Source organism: Labrys monachus, from assembly GCF_030814655.1.
GTDB classification, from domain to species: Bacteria; Pseudomonadota; Alphaproteobacteria; order Rhizobiales; family Labraceae; genus Labrys; species Labrys monacha.
Genome location: NZ_JAUSVK010000001.1, coordinates 1,231,618 through 1,248,788, shown reverse-complemented (window position 1 = coordinate 1,248,788; position 17,171 = coordinate 1,231,618). Strand labels below are relative to the sequence as shown.

14 protein-coding genes are annotated in these 17,171 nt (G+C 65.0%); 1 reads left to right on the top strand and 13 read right to left on the bottom strand.

Annotated elements, in window-relative coordinates; all coding sequences use genetic code 11:
• Positions 1–46: 46 nt before the first annotated feature.
• From J3R73_RS05460 to J3R73_RS05400, 13 genes are all read right to left on the bottom strand, one after another.
• Positions 47–883 carry an HpcH/HpaI aldolase/citrate lyase family protein gene (locus J3R73_RS05460; protein WP_307423411.1) on the bottom strand — a complete coding sequence of 279 codons (837 nt, stop codon included), beginning with the start codon at positions 881–883 and terminating at the stop codon, positions 47–49.
• The gene (locus J3R73_RS05455) at positions 880–2,055 is read right to left on the bottom strand and encodes a CaiB/BaiF CoA transferase family protein (RefSeq protein ID WP_307423408.1); all 1,176 of its coding nucleotides are present in this window, start codon (positions 2,053–2,055) and stop codon (positions 880–882) included. The genes J3R73_RS05460 and J3R73_RS05455 overlap by 4 nt, the downstream gene beginning before the upstream one ends.
• A gap of 170 nt (positions 2,056–2,225) precedes the next feature.
• Complete coding sequence (locus tag J3R73_RS05450; protein ID WP_307423405.1) at positions 2,226–3,887, bottom strand: GMC family oxidoreductase; 1,662 nt, start codon at positions 3,885–3,887, stop codon at positions 2,226–2,228.
• Between the two features lie 78 nt (positions 3,888–3,965).
• Positions 3,966–4,859, bottom strand: coding sequence for an N-acyl homoserine lactonase family protein (locus tag J3R73_RS05445; RefSeq protein WP_307423402.1), 894 nt, complete (start codon positions 4,857–4,859; stop codon positions 3,966–3,968).
• A 49-nt stretch (positions 4,860–4,908) separates the two neighbouring features.
• Positions 4,909–5,490, bottom strand: coding sequence for a hypothetical protein (locus J3R73_RS05440; protein ID WP_307423399.1), 582 nt, complete (start codon positions 5,488–5,490; stop codon positions 4,909–4,911).
• A 95-nt stretch (positions 5,491–5,585) separates the two neighbouring features.
• Positions 5,586–7,034 carry an aldehyde dehydrogenase family protein gene (locus tag J3R73_RS05435; RefSeq protein ID WP_307423396.1) on the bottom strand — a complete coding sequence of 483 codons (1,449 nt, stop codon included), beginning with the start codon at positions 7,032–7,034 and terminating at the stop codon, positions 5,586–5,588.
• Between the two features lie 24 nt (positions 7,035–7,058).
• On the bottom strand, positions 7,059–7,745 hold the full coding sequence (locus J3R73_RS05430; RefSeq protein WP_307423394.1) for an ABC transporter ATP-binding protein: 687 nt from the start codon (positions 7,743–7,745) through the stop codon (positions 7,059–7,061).
• Complete coding sequence (locus J3R73_RS05425) at positions 7,742–9,511, bottom strand: branched-chain amino acid ABC transporter ATP-binding protein/permease (protein ID WP_307423391.1); 1,770 nt, start codon at positions 9,509–9,511, stop codon at positions 7,742–7,744. The genes J3R73_RS05430 and J3R73_RS05425 overlap by 4 nt, the downstream gene beginning before the upstream one ends.
• Before the next feature lie 83 nt (positions 9,512–9,594).
• On the bottom strand, positions 9,595–10,461 hold the full coding sequence (locus J3R73_RS05420) for a branched-chain amino acid ABC transporter permease (protein WP_307423389.1): 867 nt from the start codon (positions 10,459–10,461) through the stop codon (positions 9,595–9,597).
• A gap of 136 nt (positions 10,462–10,597) precedes the next feature.
• On the bottom strand, positions 10,598–11,989 hold the full coding sequence (locus tag J3R73_RS05415) for an ABC transporter substrate-binding protein (protein WP_307423386.1): 1,392 nt from the start codon (positions 11,987–11,989) through the stop codon (positions 10,598–10,600).
• A 100-nt stretch (positions 11,990–12,089) separates the two neighbouring features.
• A complete protein-coding gene (locus J3R73_RS05410) occupies positions 12,090–13,076 on the bottom strand; it encodes a hydroxymethylglutaryl-CoA lyase (protein WP_307423383.1) in 987 nt (328 codons plus the stop codon).
• The gene (locus tag J3R73_RS05405) at positions 13,076–14,350 is read right to left on the bottom strand and encodes a CaiB/BaiF CoA transferase family protein (protein ID WP_307423380.1); all 1,275 of its coding nucleotides are present in this window, start codon (positions 14,348–14,350) and stop codon (positions 13,076–13,078) included. Before J3R73_RS05405 ends, J3R73_RS05410 begins: the two co-directional genes overlap by 1 nt.
• Before the next feature lie 103 nt (positions 14,351–14,453).
• Positions 14,454–15,374, bottom strand: coding sequence for a LysR family transcriptional regulator (locus J3R73_RS05400; protein WP_307423377.1), 921 nt, complete (start codon positions 15,372–15,374; stop codon positions 14,454–14,456).
• Positions 15,375–16,440: 1,066 nt separating this feature from the next.
• On the opposite strand from J3R73_RS05400, the gene J3R73_RS05395 reads away from it, so the two are divergent.
• Complete coding sequence (locus J3R73_RS05395) at positions 16,441–16,944, top strand: hypothetical protein (RefSeq protein ID WP_307423374.1); 504 nt, start codon at positions 16,441–16,443, stop codon at positions 16,942–16,944.
• Positions 16,945–17,171: the final 227 nt, after the last annotated feature.

The following is a 17,171-nucleotide window of genomic DNA, read 5'->3' as shown; positions in this document are numbered from 1 at the left end:
AACGCAAGTCGCGCACTCATGGCGTTTCTGTCCGCAGATCCTGGCTTCAACGCGCTTCATCAGCCGAGGAGTCGATGGGCTTGCGCGGAGAACGATCCAATATTCCGAGAATGGCGCGTGCGCGCGCTCTTACCGGCGCGTCGACCATCGCTCCGTCAACGACAGAAGCCCCGTCGGCATTGTCGAGCATCTTTCTCGCCCATTCGATTTCCGCGGCCGTGGGCGAAAAGCCGCTGAAGACGCCGGCGATCTGGACGGGATGGATGCAGAGCTTGCCTCCGAAGCCGAGTTCCCGGGCGTGACGAGCGTCGTCCTCCACCAGGGCGATATCGGTCAGGCTGGTCGTGACCCCGTCGAGCGGCGCCGGAAGACCGGCAAGGCGCGATGCCAGCACGATCTCGCTGCGCGCTGCGAGCAGAGCCTGCCTCGTATGCTGGCAGCCGACATCGGCGCAGAAGTCGATCGAACCGAAAGCGAGGCGCACGACGCCGGGCGTCGCGGCAATCTCCCTGGCCGTCGCCAGACCGCGCGCCGTCTCGATGAGGGCGATCACCGCCTGGCGACCGGCGACGCGCCGGAGAGCGGGCCCCGCCTCCGCCTTGGGCAGGACGAGGCCGGCCAGGGGAAGAGCGGCGATGGCCTCGATATCGGCGTCGTGCCAGACGGTGCCGTCGGCATTGACGCGGACATATACCGGCATGTCGGTGAAGCCGGCCTCCAGCCCCTCCCGGGCGGCGGTCTTGTCTCCCGCCGGCACCGCATCCTCCAGATCGATGAAGACGGCATCGGCTCCGGAGGCCGCCGCCTTGACGAAGCGCTCGCGGCGATTTGCCGGCACGAACAAGGGCGCGACGAAAGCGTGCCCCTCGGAGGCTCTGGTCATCCTGTGACTCTATCCTTGTCGAACGAACCGAACGGCTCGGCAGCCGGTTCCAACAGGAACTCCTGCCGGATCGACCTGCTATGCTCCCCGATCGCCGGTACGGCGCGCCGGCGCTCCCTTTGAGGCACCTTCCGAACCGGCGGTGCGGCTATCGAGGCCGGGCCGTTCGGCGTCTCCACGTCAATACGCCGCAGCGCCGGGTGAACCGCAAGGTCCGCGATGCCGTTGACATAGCCATAGGCGGTGCCGCCGGCCCGAAGCTTCGCGGCAGCCTCATCCCGGGAGAACTTCTTGAAGGCCTGCGCGACCAATCCGTCCACCACGCCGCGATTGGCGACCCGTTCGGTGTTGGAGCGGAATCCCTCACGGAGCGGCAGATCGGGCTGTTCCAGGAAATCGGTGCAGAAGGCAACCCACTCCCTCTCGTTCTGGATCGAGATCAGGATCAGGCAGTCGTCCAGCGTGCTAAAGGCGCCGTAGGGGCTTATCGAGGGATGATTGAGACCGACGCGCTCCGGCGCCTTGCCCGTGCCCTCGTAATGCAGGAGCGGCACGTTCATCCAATCGGCCATGCCGTCGAACAGGCTGACGGCCAGCCCCTTGCCCTTCCCGGTCCTGAACCGCTCGTAGAGGGCTTCCAGAATCCCCGCATGCGCCGCCATCCCGCAGGCGATGTCGCAGACCGACACGCCCACCCGGCCCGGCCCGGCCGGATGACCGGTGATCATGGCCAAGCCGCTCTCGGCCTGGACCAGCAGGTCATAGGCCTTCATGTTGATGTATTCGGGCGTATCGCCATATCCGGAAATATCGACGGTGATCAGGCGCGGATAGCGCTCCCGCAATTGGGCGGATCCGAAGCCGGCCCGCTCGGCCGCACCCGGCGCGAGGTTCTGGATGAAGACGTCGGCACGCTCCAGAATGGCGTGAAGCAGCGCCCGATCCTCCGCGTTCTTGATATCGGCGACAAGACTCTCCTTGCCGTGGTTGAGCCAAACGAAATAGCTCGATTGGCCGTTCACCACGCCATCATAGCCGCGGGCGAAATCCCCCTCCTCGCGTTCAATCTTGATGACACGAGCGCCTCCTTCAGCCAAGCGACAACTACAATAGGGAGCAGCAACCGCCTGTTCCAAAGAAAGAACGACTATGCCGTCAAGGGCGCCTTCCATATAGGCCTCCGACCTCAAAACTCTCAGGATTCTTCGAGAAACCAAACCGTATAAACGATGGCATCTCCACGTTATATTTCACATTTATACATACTGTGATCCTCAACAACACTTGCCGATTCGGCAAATCTATATTCTTGCAAAAACACAAGACACGATCGACACGGAATCTATTCGGCAGCATGGGGAATCTGCGATCGCCCCCTGATCATGTCGGACGCCTTCTCGGCAATCATCATGGTGGAGGCGTAGGTGTTGGCGGAGGGCATGCTGGGCATGATCGAGGCGTCGACCACCCGGATCCCCTGCAGGCCGCGAATGCGCAATTGCTCGTCGACGACGGAGGTCGGATCCGATTCCGGCCCCATGCGCGCGGTGCCGATCAGATGCCAGACGCTCGCCCCGAACTGGCGGGCCCAGGCCAGGATGTCGTCATAGGATTCGACGTCCTTGCCGGGCAGCGTCTCCCGGTCGACATAGCGCGCGAGTTCCGGCGTCTCCAGGAGCCGCCGCGCCAGCCGGATGCCGTTGACCATCGCCCGCTGGTCGACGGGATGCTTGAGGTAGTTGGGCTGGATCACCGGATCGACGAACGGATCGGCCGATGTCGCACGCACATAGCCGGTGCTTTCCGGCCGGTGCTGCCACACCCCGCAACTCATGCCTGGGAAATCGTCGAGCAGGCTGACGAAGCCCGCCTTGTAGCTCGCGGGGGTGAAGACGACCTGGAGGTCGGCGCCGCTCATCTCCGGTTCCGATTTCCAGAAGCAATGCACGAGGGAAGGGCTGAGGGCGAGCACGCTCGGCCGCCCCAGGGCCCAGCGGGCGACCTGGCCGAGCAAGGCCGGGCCACGCGTCAACTCGTTCATCGTCTTGCTGTTCTTGGCGCGGGCGACGACGCGCACCGAACAATGATCGCGGAAATTCTCGCCGACGCCGGGCAAATCGTGCAGGACGGGAACGCCGAGATCCCGAAGCAGGGCCCCCGGCCCGACGCCCGAGATCTGCAGCAGGCGCGGTGTGTTGAGGGTGCCGCCCGAGACGATCACTTCCCGCCGGGCCTTCACGACATGGCTTACCGAACGGTTCCTGTCATCGACGTAGCGCACGCCGACCGCGCGCCTGCCCTCGAAGAGGATGGCGGAGGCGCGGGCATTGGTGCGCAGATCGATACGGCCGGTCCGCTTCCTGGCCGGCAGCAGATACATGCGCGCGGCGCTGCGGCGCAGGCCCTTGTGGATGGCGCGCTGGAAATAGCCGACCCCGACCTGCTCGGCGCCGTTGTAGTCGGGATTGCGCGGGATGCCCATGCCGACGGCGCCGTCGATGAAGGCCTCGCAGATGGGATGGATCCAGTCGAGATCGGAGACGGGAATCGCCCCCTCCCGGCCGCGATAGGCATCGTTCCCGCCGGCAAGGCGGCGTTCGAAGCGCTTGAAGTAGGGCAGCACGTCGGCATAGCCCCAGCCGTGATTGCCGCGCTGCGCCCATGAGTCGAAATCGGCCGCCTGGCCGCGATTGATCACCATGCCGTTGATCGAGCTCGACCCGCCGACGGTGCGGCCGATCGGCATGGCGACCGAGCGGCCGTTCACCGTGTCGCTCGGCTCGGTCTTGAACTGCCATGTATAGGCCGGATTGAACATGATCTTGATGAAGCCGGCCGGCAGATGGATGTAGGGGTGGTGGTCCGGCGGTCCCGCTTCGAGCGCACAGACCGTCACGCCGGGATCTTCGGCCAGGCGGGCCGCGACGATGGAGCCGGCGGCTCCGGTTCCGATGACGACATAGTCGAACTCGTCGACGGTTTCGGCGGAGGGTCCGCGAGACATGGTCAATTCCTTTCGAGCGGAGACGCTGCGATCAACGGCTCCGGGCCGATGGTGGTGGCAGGAACTCGGGTATGGCGGTCAGGCGGCGCTGCGGGCGTCGACGGCGCTCTGTTGGCCATGGCCGAGGGTGATCTCGATCACGCGCAGGCCCTTGTCGCTCAACCGCGAGGGAAAGGTGTCCTTGAGGCGTTCCTCGTGCACGGGGATGACGCGGCGCGTTTCCCCGCCCACCCGGCCGATCATTTCATGCGTGGTCAAAAGCAGGTTGGTCTGGCTGCCATAGGCGAGGCCCACCGGCACATAGTGCGGATTCTGCGGATCCGGCCCCGACAGATTGTCGAACTGGTAGACGAGGTCGCCGGCCAGGATCCAGCCATCGCCGGTCTCCGGCTTGCCGTCGTTGCGCACCAGCACATATTGGCTGCCGGCCGTATGGGTGTCGTAGGCCGGGAACAGATCGATGCCGGGGATGACATTCTCGCGGACGCCGTCGATGGATACCAGCCGGCCCTGGCGGGCGAGGTCGACGGCGCGGATGATGTCGCCGGGATCGGTGGCGCCCATCAGCCACTGGAAGCGGCTGTCCAGCGACATGATCCAGACCCACTTGGCCAGTTCCTTCTCCTGCAGGTAGAACCTGGCGTTGGGAAACAGATCCGTGCCGCCCATATGGTCGAAATGGGCATGGGTGATGAAGACGTCCGTGACCTCTTCCGGCGTCACGCCGCATTCCCCGAGAACGTCGCGCGCCGTGTGCCAGTTCTCGACGCCGAAGCGGTCGTTGAGCTCCTTGGCATAGTCGATGTTGTTGTAGCCCACATCCACCATGGCCACCCTGCCCTTGCCCTTGATGAGCACATAGCAATAGGAGAGCTTGATATTTCCCTGGTTGTGGGCGCCGTAGACCACACCGCTCTTGGGGAAGTTGGAAGAATAGGCGTATTCGAGCACCCAGATGGAATAGTCGGCCATGGGAATTCCTCTCCTTGAATCGTAGCGCTTCAGCTTTTGATCTTGAGATCTATTTTTTCGGTGCGTGAACGGCGCAGCAGGCCTGGTCGAAATCCACGATCTCGAAGCCGGGCAGCGTGGCGGACGTCCACTGCAGTTCCTGCCAGGCGTCCTTCAACAGCGCCAGCGGCAGGCTGATATCCTCACGCCCGCTTCGGCCGGCATCGCGGGTAGCCGCGACGGCCTGGGTGACCTGCCGGACGGCACGCAGCAGGTGGCGATGATGGTGGCGCGCACGCGGCGGCGGCTGGCAGGAACGCACCTGGTCGCTCGCCTCCTCGACGGCGAGCGCCGCCAGTTCCAGCATCGGATGGCCGGGATCGGCCCCGCGGCCGCCTGCCGCCGCCAGCACCAGCATCGGATGGCCGGGATCGGCCCCGCGGCCGCCTGCCGCCGCCAGCACCAGCACGCCGGCCAGTTGCGCCGCAGCGCGGCGGACCGCACCGAAGGCCGGCCGTGTTTCGAGCACATAGCGTGTCGTACGGTCATCGAGCGTATCGGCGACAACGGCGATGTCGAAGCGCTCCTCGGGCGGAGCGTCGGCGACGAACTCGGCCCGGGGCGGCTCCCGGATAAGGGTGTTCAGCAGCATCGCGTTCCTCCCGCGCATGATGAGACGGAAGCGGTGGGGTCCGCTCCAGCCCCTTTTTTACGTTGCTCCATCCCGTTCCCACGACTGAAGCGGGATCAGCCGTGGTCGATGACGATCGTCTTGGTCGTGCAGAACTCGTGCACGGCGGCGAAGCCCTTCTCGCGCCCGTGGCCGCTCTTCTTCACGCCGCCGAACGGCAGTTCGACGCCGCCGCCCGCGCCGTAATTGTTGATGAAGACCTGGCCGCACTGCATGGCGCGCGCCACGCGCATCTGGCGGCCGCCGTCGCGCGTCCACACGCTGGCGATGAGGCCGAAATCCGTGCCGTTGGCGAGGCGGATGGCGTCGGCCTCGTCGTCAAAGGGAATGACGGACAGAACGGGGCCGAACACCTCGTCCCGAGCCAGGGAATTGGTGCGCGGCACCGGGCCGTAGAGGCGGGGAACGACGTAGTAGCCGTCCTTGGGCAGGTTCGGCGCGAGGCTGCCCTGCGCCAGGCAGGGCACGCCTTCGGCTTGCGCCCGGGCGATGAAGCCCTCGACCCTTGCGCGCTGGCCGGCGCTGATCAGGGCGCCGCAATCCAGGTCCATCTCGTGGCTGCCGACGCGGATCTTCGAGAAGGCTTCGGCGAGGTCCGAGGCGAACCTGTCGTAGACCGAGCTCTCGATCAGCACGCGGCTTCCCGCCGAGCAGGTCTGGCCGCCATTCTGGACGATCGCCTTGACGATGGTGGGCATCGCCTTGGCGAAATCGGCGTCGGAGAACAGGATCTGCGGCGATTTTCCGCCGAGTTCGAGCACGCAGCCGATATGGTTTTCGGCTGCGGCCTTCTGCACCAGCGTGCCGACCTCGGGCGAACCGGTGAAGGACAGGAAATTGATGCCGGGATGGGCCGCCAGCGCCGCGCCGGCCTCTTCGCCCCGGCCCGGCACGACATTGATCGCGCCGTCGGGAATGCCGACCTCCGCCGCGAGTTCGGTCAGGCGCAGGATGCTGAGGCAGGCTTCTTCCGCCGGCTTGAGCACGACGGTGTTGCCCGCCGCCAGCGAAGGCGCCAAGGAGCGGCCGAACATCTGCGCCGGATAATTCCAGGGCAGGATGTGGCCGGTGACGCCGTAGGGCTCCTTCACCACGGTGACGAAATAAGACGGGCTGTAGGGGATGACCTCGCCATGGACCTTGTCGGCCGCCGCGCCGTAGAACTCGAAATAGCGCGCCACGGCGGCGATATCGGCCCGAGCCTGGCTCATCGGCTTGCCGGTGTCCATGGCCTCGATGAGGGTGAGCTCGTCGGAAGCCTCCTCGATGCGCCGCCCCAGTCTCTGCAGCAGCCGGCCGCGATCGGCAGGCGCCATCCGTCCCCAGGCGCCCTCGAACGCCGCACGGGCGGCCTTCACCGCGCGGTCGATATCACCGGCGGTGCCGCAGGCGATCCGGGCGAAGGCCTCGCCGGTGCTCGGGGCGAAGACCGGCATGGTCTCGCCCGTCTCGCCCTTGGTGGGGCGCCCCCCGATGAAGAGCTCCGGAAAGGAATAGGTCATCATGATTTCTCCAGGAACAAACGGATTTCAAAAGCCGAGATAGGCGCGCTGGACGTGGCCGTTCATGGCGATGTCGCGGGAGGCCCCCTCCAGCACGATGCGTCCCTGCTCCATGACATAGGCCCGATCGGAGATCTGGAGTGCGGTCTTGGCGTTCTGCTCCACCATCAGCACCGTCAGGCCATTGTCGACGAGATGGCGGATGGTGGCGAAGACCTGCTGGACGATCTTCGGGGCGAGGCCGGAGGACGGCTCGTCGAACAGGCAGATCCTGGGCTTGGTCAGCAGCGCCTGCGCCATCGACAGCATCTGGCGCTCGCCGCCGCTGAGACGCCCTGCGCTCTGGCCGCGCTTGGCGGCGAGATTGGGGAAGAGCTCGAAGATCTCCGCGCCCGGCAGGCCCCCGCCGACGGCGAGGTTCTCGTCGACCGTCATGGTCTCGAAGATCGGATGGTTCTGCGGCGCCAGAGCCACGCCGGCCCTGACCGCGCGGTGGGGCGGCAAAGCGGTGATATCCCGCCCCTCCAGCAGCACCTTGCCCGACACCGGCGCGAACAATCCCGAGATGATGCCCAGAAGCGTGGTCTTGCCGGCGCCGTTGGCGCCGAGGATCGACACGAACTCGCCCTGCCTCACCTCGAGGGAGACTCCCGACAGCTTCAGGCCGCCGCCGAAACGGCTCGACACGTTCTGAACGGAAAGGATGGTGCTCATGATCCGAGATACGCCTGTATGACTTCAGGATTCCTGGAAACCGTCTCCGGGTCGCCTTCGGCGATGACCTGGCCGTGATCCAGCACGACGAGATGGGTGCAGAGCTCCATGACCACGCTCAATTTGTGCTCGATCAGCAGCAGCGTGCAGCCGAGCTGGCGGTGGATCTCGCGGATCTGTTCCTTCACCACCTGAGTCTCCGTGTCGTCGAGGCCGGCAAGGGGCTCGTCGAGCAGCAGGATCTGCGGACGGCTGGCGATGGCCATAGCGATGGTGAGCCGGCGCCGCTCGAAATGCGACAGGACCGAGGCCCGGACATGCAGCAGGTCGCGCAGCTGCGTGATGGCGAGCACCCAGTCGACATAAGCGGGGTCGGCCTTGCGGCCGCTCAGTTCGGCGGCCAGATGCACGCTCTCCTCCACGCTGCGGGACGACAGGACACGCGGAAGCTGGAACGTGCGGGCGATGCCGAGCCGGGCCATCCGGGCCGGTCTCGGCGTCACCGCCTGGCCGCTCACCTCGATCCGCCCCGACGTCAGCGGGGCGTTGCCGGTGATGACGTTGAACAGCGTCGTCTTGCCGGCGCCGTTCGGCCCGATCAGGCCGAGCAACTCGCCGCCGCGCACCGAAAAACCGACGCCGTGGAGGACCTGATTATCGCCGAAAGCACATTTGACGCCGTCGAGGGACAGGGTGCCGGCCCTGCCGTTGGCTGCGACCCGGGCCGGGAGCGCAACCGCGCCCTGGCGCGCCTCCGCCGCCGCCCCCTCAGCGAGGGCCGCACGCCCGGCCGGCAGGAACGCCCCCACCAGCATGCTCGCCGCCCGGCCCACCAGCGGCAGCAGACCCTGGCGGAACAGGAAGACATAGCCGAGCAGGAACAGGCCGTAGAGCACCATCGACCATTGCGCGCTCGCCCGGAGAAGTTCGGGGATCAGCGTCAGGATGACGGCGCCCAGCGTGGGGCCCAGCAAGGTCTGCGAGCCGCCCGCCATCACCATCACGAGCACGAAGACCGAAACGGAAGGCGCGATGTCGGAGGGCGAGATGCCGCCGATGAAATGGGCGTTCAGGCTGCCGGCGATGCCGGCGACGAAGCTCGATATCGCGAAGGCGGCCAGGCGATAGAGGGTGGCGGGAATGCCGAGCGAGCCGGCCACCACCTCGTCCTCCCCCAGCACGCTGAGGCCTCGGCCGAAGCGGGAGCCGATCGTGCACAGGTAATAGATCCCCAGCGCCAGGGCGAGAAAGACCAGCGCCGCATAATAGTAGAGCTGCGGATCGGAGAAATCATAGTCGCCGATGGTCGGCGTCGGCAGCCCGAACATCCCCGACAGGCCGCCGGTCACCCCGCGCCAGGCCGCCAGCACCACGATGGCGATCTGGCTGAAGGTGAAGGTGGCGATGGCGAAGTAGAAGCCCTGGAGGCGAAGGCTGGTGAGACCGAGCAGGACGCCGAAGCCCGCGGCGACGATGCCGGCGGCGCCGAGCGCCGGCCAATAGGCCCAGTCGTGCTGCATCATCAGGATGCCGGAGACATAGCCGCCTATGCCGCCGAAGGTAGCCTGGGCCAGAGGCAGGCGGCCCGAGCGCACGACGATGGCCAGGCCCGTCGCCAGGATCGCATTGATCGCCATCGTCACGAGGACGTTGAGATCGTAGATCGAGGAAAGCACCTGCGGCGCGCCCACGGCGCAGGCCAGCACGAGGACATAGCCGATCCAGCGCAGGACCCGCAGCGCGGCCCGGTTTTCCGGCGCCGGCATGGTCCTCGCCCGAGAAGCGGCTTCGGGAGAGGACGGGACGCCGCCGATCGCGGACGTCATGCTCAGATTGGATGACGGCATGTTCACGCCAGGCGCCCCTTCTTGCCGAACAGGCCCTGGGGCCGGAAGATCAATGTCAGGATCAGCACGAGCAGCGGGAAGATCGGCGCGATCGTGCTCACGGTGTAGCCGAAGGCCAGGGTGGTCACGACGCCGAGAATGGTTCCGGCCACCAGGCAGCCGCCGATGCTGCCGAGGCCGCCGAGGATGACCACGGCGAAGGCGGTGTAGAGGGCGCTGTCGTCGACGGCGGGGGAGAGGCTGAAGACCGGCACCAGGAAGACGCAGGCGACCGCCGATATGCCCGTGCCCAGGCCGAACACCACCCAGTAATAGGAGCGCGTGTTGATGCCGAGCAGGGCCGCCCGGCGCGCATTGTCCGACACCGCCCGCGCCGCCCTGCCCCACGCCGTCCGGGAGACCAGGAGATAGACGAGGCCGATGAGGACGAGGCTGGCGATGCCGGCCCACAGCCGCGCGGCGGGAATGATGAAGGACGCGATTTCGATGGAAGGCTGCACGTTGTCGCCGATGAAGCGCGTCTGCGAGCCCCAGGCCAGGACGGCGCCGCCGCGGATGACCAAGGCGAGGCCGAGGCCGAAGATGAGGGTGGCGTCCTCATTGTGGCGCAGGCGCTGGAAGCCGACGATCTCGACGAGCACGCCCGCTCCGAACATCACGACGAAGGCGATGGCGATCACGGCGACGAGCGGCGCATGGAGGAGCACCGAGGCCCAATAGGCCACGTAGCCACCGAGCATATACAGGGCGCCATAGGCAAAATTGGCGGTTTTCATGATGCCGAACACCATGCTGAGCCCGATCGACATCAGGGCGAACATGGCGCCGAGCAGCGCACCGTTTATCAATTGCTGGACGAGCAGATGCATCGCACACTCTCGCAATGATGGGGAGCCGACCGCCCGCCAGGCAAGGAGCCCGGGAGCGGCCGGTCGGGGATCCGGCGCCCGCCGACGCCTCGGCGGCGACAGGCGCCTGGTTCGGGAGAGGGGGTGGCCGCCGGCCTCAGAGCTCGACCGGCGTAACGGATTCCCCTGCTTCCTTGCGCATCTGGTTGACCTCATCCAGGGTCGGATTCCAGTTGACGCTGTCGTCCTTGGGATCGGCGGTGTAGCCGGCCCAGTTCTGCGGCATCCAGCCTGGATGGCCCCGATACATCGCCCCTTCGACCGGCACGAGGTTGCTTTCCTTCATCGGGTCGGCCTTGGCGTTGAAGCGCGACAGCCACAGCGGGATCTTGAGGAAGACGCCCTTGTCCTTGGTCATGATGGCGCCCTGCGGGCGGATCATCAGCTCGCTCGCCCGCTTGGTGGCGACCGTCGGAATGGCCTTCATCACCTCGCGGGGATCGAGCGAATTGGCTTCCTCCATCGCCCAGCACACGATCTTGGTGGGATCGTAGCCGTGCCAGAACCAGTTGTTCAGCCAGAGGCCGGTATCGGCGTGCAGCTTGTTGACGAGCTGGGTGTGCTTGTCGTCCCACATCACATAGGGGCGCGAGCCCTGATAGACGGTGCCGTCGACGTTCTGGGCGCCGCCGGCTTCCTGGAAGGTCTCGGGTCCCCAGGCTCCCTCGGCCATCAGGGGGATGCTCGGCAGGCCGCCATTGCGCGCCTGCAGCGCCACGGCCGAGGCCGGACCGTCGCCCATGATGATGTAGAGAAGCTCGGTCTGCGAGGCGACCATCTGGGAGATCTGCGCCGAGAAGTCGGTCTGCGAGGCCTCCAGATAGGCGCGGTGGACGATCTGTCCGCCCATCTGCTGGAAGGTCTTGGCGAAGGACAGATGGAAGTCCGTGCCCCAGGTGTTGGTGAGCTCGATGCTGGCGACCTTGCGGACCTTGAGCACGTCATAGGCGTAGTGGGCGAGATAGGGCGCCGTGGCCTGGGCGAGGGCGAATTCGAAGAAGCGCAGGGCGTTCCGGGTCAGGCACATGTCCTTGCCGGTGATGCCTTCGATCATCATGGCGTTGTTCCGGACATTGATGCCCTGCACCGCGGCCGGCGCCTCCACCGAGACATAGCCGGCGGTATAATGCACGCCGTCCGCCGCCATCTTCTTGAAGGCGGAGAGACCGCCGGCGGCCGAATACATCTCGTCGCCGACGACGTTGGTCACCTCATAGCTGGTGCCGCCGACCTTCACGCCGCCGGCGGCGTTGATCTCGTCGATGGCATATTGAATGGAATGGATCCAGGGCTGGCTGACCACCGTGAAGCCGCCCGACAGCGGCAGGATGGTGCCGATGGAGATCTTGCCGTCCTTGGCGAAGTTGCTGGTGTCGACGGCCGCGTGCGCCATCCGTCCTCCCAGCGCCGTGGACAGCAGCATGGTGCCCGCGGCTCCCGAAGCGCGGAACATCTCGCGCCTCGTCATTTGCTTGAAATTGATCGTCACGGTCGTTTCTCCTCCCAATAACGCCTTGCGAAGGCGGCTTTTTATGAACTTCAGTCCCGCCGGGCGGCGCGCCCGCCCAGCGGCGTCGCTGCGCGGGCTCTCAGGGCCGCCCGACGGGCGGCGACAGTCCCGGCGGCGCACCGGCTGCCAGGCATCGTGCGGCATCGAGCGCGGTGCGGACCCTGCCCCCGGCGCTGGCGCCGGTGATCCCAGCCGCATCGGATGCGATCGGCACGAACGCGGCCAGGTCGATTCCCGTCGCCACCTGCATGCGCTCGAACATCCAGACGAGGTCTTCGGTCGCCGTATTCCCCGTGGCGCCCGGCGCGAAGGGACATCCGCCCAGCCCGCCGAACGCGCCATCCACCACACGCACCCCGGCGACATAGGCCGCATAGCTGTTGGCGCAGCCCAGGCCATAGGTGTCGTGCCCATGGAAGGCCCAGCGGCTCACATCCGGGAAGCGGGTGGCGACCTCGGTGAACAGCTCCCGGACGCGGGCGGGATCGGCCCTCCCCGTGGTATCGCAGAGGCAGACCTCGACATCCTGCCGAACCGCCACGAGGGCCTGCAGCGTGCCGAGAACGGCGTCCCGCGCCACCTGCCCGGTGAAGGGACAGTCGAAAGCCGTGGCCAGATTGACGCGCAGGCCGATACCCCGATCGAGCCCGCTCGCGAAGGCGCTGTAGTCGTCGATCGATTCGGCCACGGTGCGGCGGACATTGCTGAGATTATGGGCCTGGGAAACCGACAGCACATAGGCGATCGCCGTCGCGCCGGCGGCGACCGCCTGCCGGCCGCGGCGAGCCGTGGGGACCAGCACCTGCGCGGTCAGGCCATCGATCTTCAAGGCCGCGGCCAGGACCTCGCCCGCATCGCGCAGCTGCGGTATCGCCGCTTCGCTCGCAAAAGAGGTGATCTCGATGCGACGCACCCCCGCGGCCGCAACGCGCTGCACGAAATCGATCTTGCGCTCCGTCGGGATCCACGGGCCGATCGGCTGAAAACCGTCGCGGGGCCCGACCTCGACGATCTCGACACCGCTGTCCGGAAGCCGGGGAGCGAAAGCTGCATGCGGGCCATCCATCAGAAAGCGCCCTCCCCGCGGAGTTGTGCGATATCGGCGGGCGCCATGCCCAGGAGTTCCGTCAGGACCTCGTCGGTGTGGTGTCCGACATCCGGGCCGGCCCAACGGATGGCCTGTTCCCGGCCCATGACGCGGGGCACGATGCCCGGATGCAGGACCGGCCCGATCAGCGGGTCGTCGATGTCGCGCACCATGCCGCGAAACAGGAACTGCTCGTCCCGCGCGCAATCCTCGATGGTGTAGGCCCGCGTCGCGGGAATGTCGGCCGCCGCCAGCAGCGTTTCGAGATCGGAAGCTTCGAGCGTCGCCGTCCACGCGGAAATGATGGCATCGAGTTCCACGACATGGGCGACCCGCGCCGGGTTGTCCGCGAACCGGGCGTCCTGCGGCAGTTCGCGCCGTCCCATCACGCCGCAAAGCTTCCTGAAGAGCGCATCGGAATTGGCGGCCACGATCATCCAGGATCCGTCGGCGGCCTGATAGGCATTGGTCGGCGCCGCGGTAGGGATGCGCCCGCCGCTCGGCTGGCGCACGATGCCGAGGGCGCCATATTCCGGCAGCGCCCCCTCCAGCATGCTGAAAACCGAATCGGCCAGGGCGATATCGAGGGAAGCCGGCCTGGCCCGGGGCGCCGCCGCCCGCTTCAGAAGGCCGGACACCACGCCGAAGGCGGCATAGAGGCCGGCGATGGAATCGCCGATGCTGACGCCGACCCGGACGGGAGGCTGGTCGGTCTCGCCGGCGGGATGGTTGGTGAGATAGCGCAGCCCCCCGACGGCCTCGCCGATCACGCCGAAAGCGGCCCTGTCCCTCTGCGGGCCGTCCTGGCCGTAGCCGGAAATATGCGCGATGACGAGATCGGGCCGGACGGAGCGCAGGGTCTCGTCGTCGAGGCCGAGACGCGCCAGATGGCCCGGACGAAAATTCTCGACGAGGGCATCGCACTCCCGCACGAGGTCGAGCACGATCTGCCGTGCCGCCGGATGCTTCAGGTTCAGGCCGATGCAGCGCTTGTTGCGGCCGTGGACGGACCACCACACCGAATGGCCGTCCTTGCCGGCTCCCCATTGGCGAACCGGATCCCCCTTGATCGGCGGCTCGATCTTGATGACATCGGCGCCGAGATCGGCAAGCAATCTGGAACAGAAAGGCGCGGCAACGAAATGGCCGATCTCGAGCACGCGTATTCCGGCCAGAAGATCCGCATCGCTATCCACGATGCCAGGCCGGCTATACATGTCCTGATCGATCTGCCCGGCAGCATCCGCTGACATTCTACGTTTCCCAACCACAAGCGCCGTGTTCTGCACCACGGCTTGCGGTCACGTTAGAACGAGAGTTTCGTTTGCCGCCAAACCTCATTTGGCAAGGCAGGTTTCACGATCTGGACGAAACCTCCTTTCGCAAGAGATGCGAGACCAGCAGCCGCCCGGCGCTCGAAAGCGTCTGCATGTCCCGGATGCAGATCGACAGCGGCCGGTCCGCCCAGGGTTCGGCCAGGGGCTTTGCGACCAGGCCGGCGGTGTCGCTGTAGGGCGTCACGCCGCCTTCCGGCAGGATGCCGACGCCGAAGCCCGCCTGGATCATGCGGCGCACGCCATCGAAACTCGCGACATTGACGCGCTCCTTCAGCGTCATGCCCAGCATGGCCGCCTCGCGCCTGAAGATGTTCTGCAGGGCCATGCTGGTGGACAGGCCGACGAAGGAATCCTCGACGAGATCGCGGAAGCGCAGGCTCCCCTCCTTCTTGACCAGCCGGTGGTCGCAGGGCAGCACCGCGACGAGATGGTCCGTGCGCCAATGCAGCAATTGCAGGTTGGGCGCATGCATGGTGGCGGAGACGAGGCCGATCTCCGCCGTTCCGATCTGGACGGAGTGGATGATGTCGGCGCTGATGCGTTCCTCGATATAGAGGTCGATGTCGGGATGGCTCTTCTGGAAGCTCGCCAGTTCCTCGGGGAAGGAGCCGGCCAGCACCGACAGATTGGCCTGCAGACGGATCTGGCCGCGATGGCCGGCGGCAAACGCCTCCATGTCGACGATCGTATGCTCGAGCACCTCGAAAAGCGTATCGAGATGCCTCATCAGCGCCTCACCCGCCGCGGTGGGCTCGACCCCGCGATCGTGACGGCGCAGCAGGGCCGTGCCGATGCGCGCCTCCATTTCCGAGATCCTGCGGCTGATGGCCGACAGCGCCAGGCGCTCCCTTTCGGCGGCCCTGACGAGGCTGCGCTCTTCCACCGCCGCCTTGAAAACGCGCAAGGTCACGAGATCGAGGCCGAAGCTCGACCATGGCATATGCCGCAGTCCCTGATGTGGCGGCATTATCTTCCCCTTGAACGCATGGTGATGCAGCCTCCCACGTGCCCTGCCCGGTGAGGAAGCCTGCCGAAGCCCCACCGCGCGCCATCGGTCGGAGGCCGCGACATGTTCTGAGGGGACTGTGTGCGACGCCTGACCGGCTTTGTCCAGACATCGAGGCCCGATGCCCCCGCCCGTCCGGCTACACCGAAGCGGCTCTGCGCCTCCGCCGCCCGCCGGTTCGGAGGCGGCGTCGCGTCCAGCCCGGATCGCGCGATCGGGCGGCGACCTGTTCGCCGGCCATCACCGGGCTCGGCAACAAGCCACCGCGCGCACCATCCTCGATCCCTGGCGGGCGCCCGGCGAGATCCGCCATCGCCTCTCAGCCGATGAAGGAGGGAACGATATCTCCGATACGGGTTATGCCCCCGGCCAAGAAACGCGTCCAATCGACCGCCGATGCTCCGCGCCACCACGCGGCGTATCCGAATCCAACTTGTGGGCAGAGAGACATCCATGGGACGCGACGCCCTCGCGGGCCGCGCGAAAAGATCTTCGTCGCGGAATTCCCGCAAGAATCCGAAGGCGCGACAATTCCGCCACACCGAAATACGGCGAAATAGTGTTCGGCGGGCGGATAGAACACGAGCCGCGATGATGTTGCCGGACGGTCTTTGTCAACAAGAGGAGGAATGTCCACGGCCGAGCGACGATCCGAAATCGCTCGTGTTATTGCCTTCCACGAAAATGATCATCCTTTCACTCTACCCAAGGTTGTATAAATAGAAAGGAGCAATTTTATTGTACCACAACATTCGAAATAAAATCCCGTCGTCTCGCCAAAAAATACCGATCTATAACTCCGAAAGAAGTCCCACATCGGAAGCAACCACGTTCTCCGCCACATTTTTGGCGCATTCCAGCCCGTTATTCGGCGTTACTAGCACTGCAGGAAGATCACAAATTGAGGCATGCATTCGGAATGCTTGAACTCTGACCCATCTATCCGATAACCATTTTGAAACGCCGCCCCCTCTAGGAGTGACAACGTGGAGTTGACGCCTTGGTTTTCCCGATAAATCGTAAATGTGCCGGACTTCTATCTTCCTTGATCGCTTCCTCACTATTTTTTACGCTAAACGCTTCTGCACAAAATGACTTTAGTTTTCCAGTACATATCGGCGATAGCGTTGACAAGGTTAAGGCAGAACTTAATACTGATGTTAATCCAGAGCCATACCATAATCCGGTTAAATTGCCCGCCTACATTCCGGATCCCATGAGCGGGAAAACAGTAATAGATCTCAGAACAAAGGGAATTTCTATATTTTTTAGCAGCTACGGAACCGTAGAGGCGATTCGATTCGACGTACCATTTTCCGCCCCGATCCTCGGCGTTTACCTGGGAGAGAATTTAGACCAAGTCGTATCGAAGCTCGGGCCTCCTTTAAGACAAATTGGAATTAGTAAACACTACATCTCCTATATGTATGTTTTGAACGACCAATCATATATCCACTTCAATATGGTTGAACAGGCTGTCCAGAGCGTCGTATTGACAAAATAGTAAAATAAATATCTTGAGCAGGAGGGTCTCAAATTGGCTAATATTAGCAGCAGCAGGTTGACAAGCTCAAGCGGTAGCCAAGTAGCCGCCCCTCCGGACAACGACACTGACGCGAGAATAAGTACTAGCGGACCAAATATAGCACTCAACAATGGAAGCTCTGGCCTTGGAAAAGGAAGCTGGAGTTTTAACCTTCTCACCGGCGTTACGACTTTTTCAAATTTCTT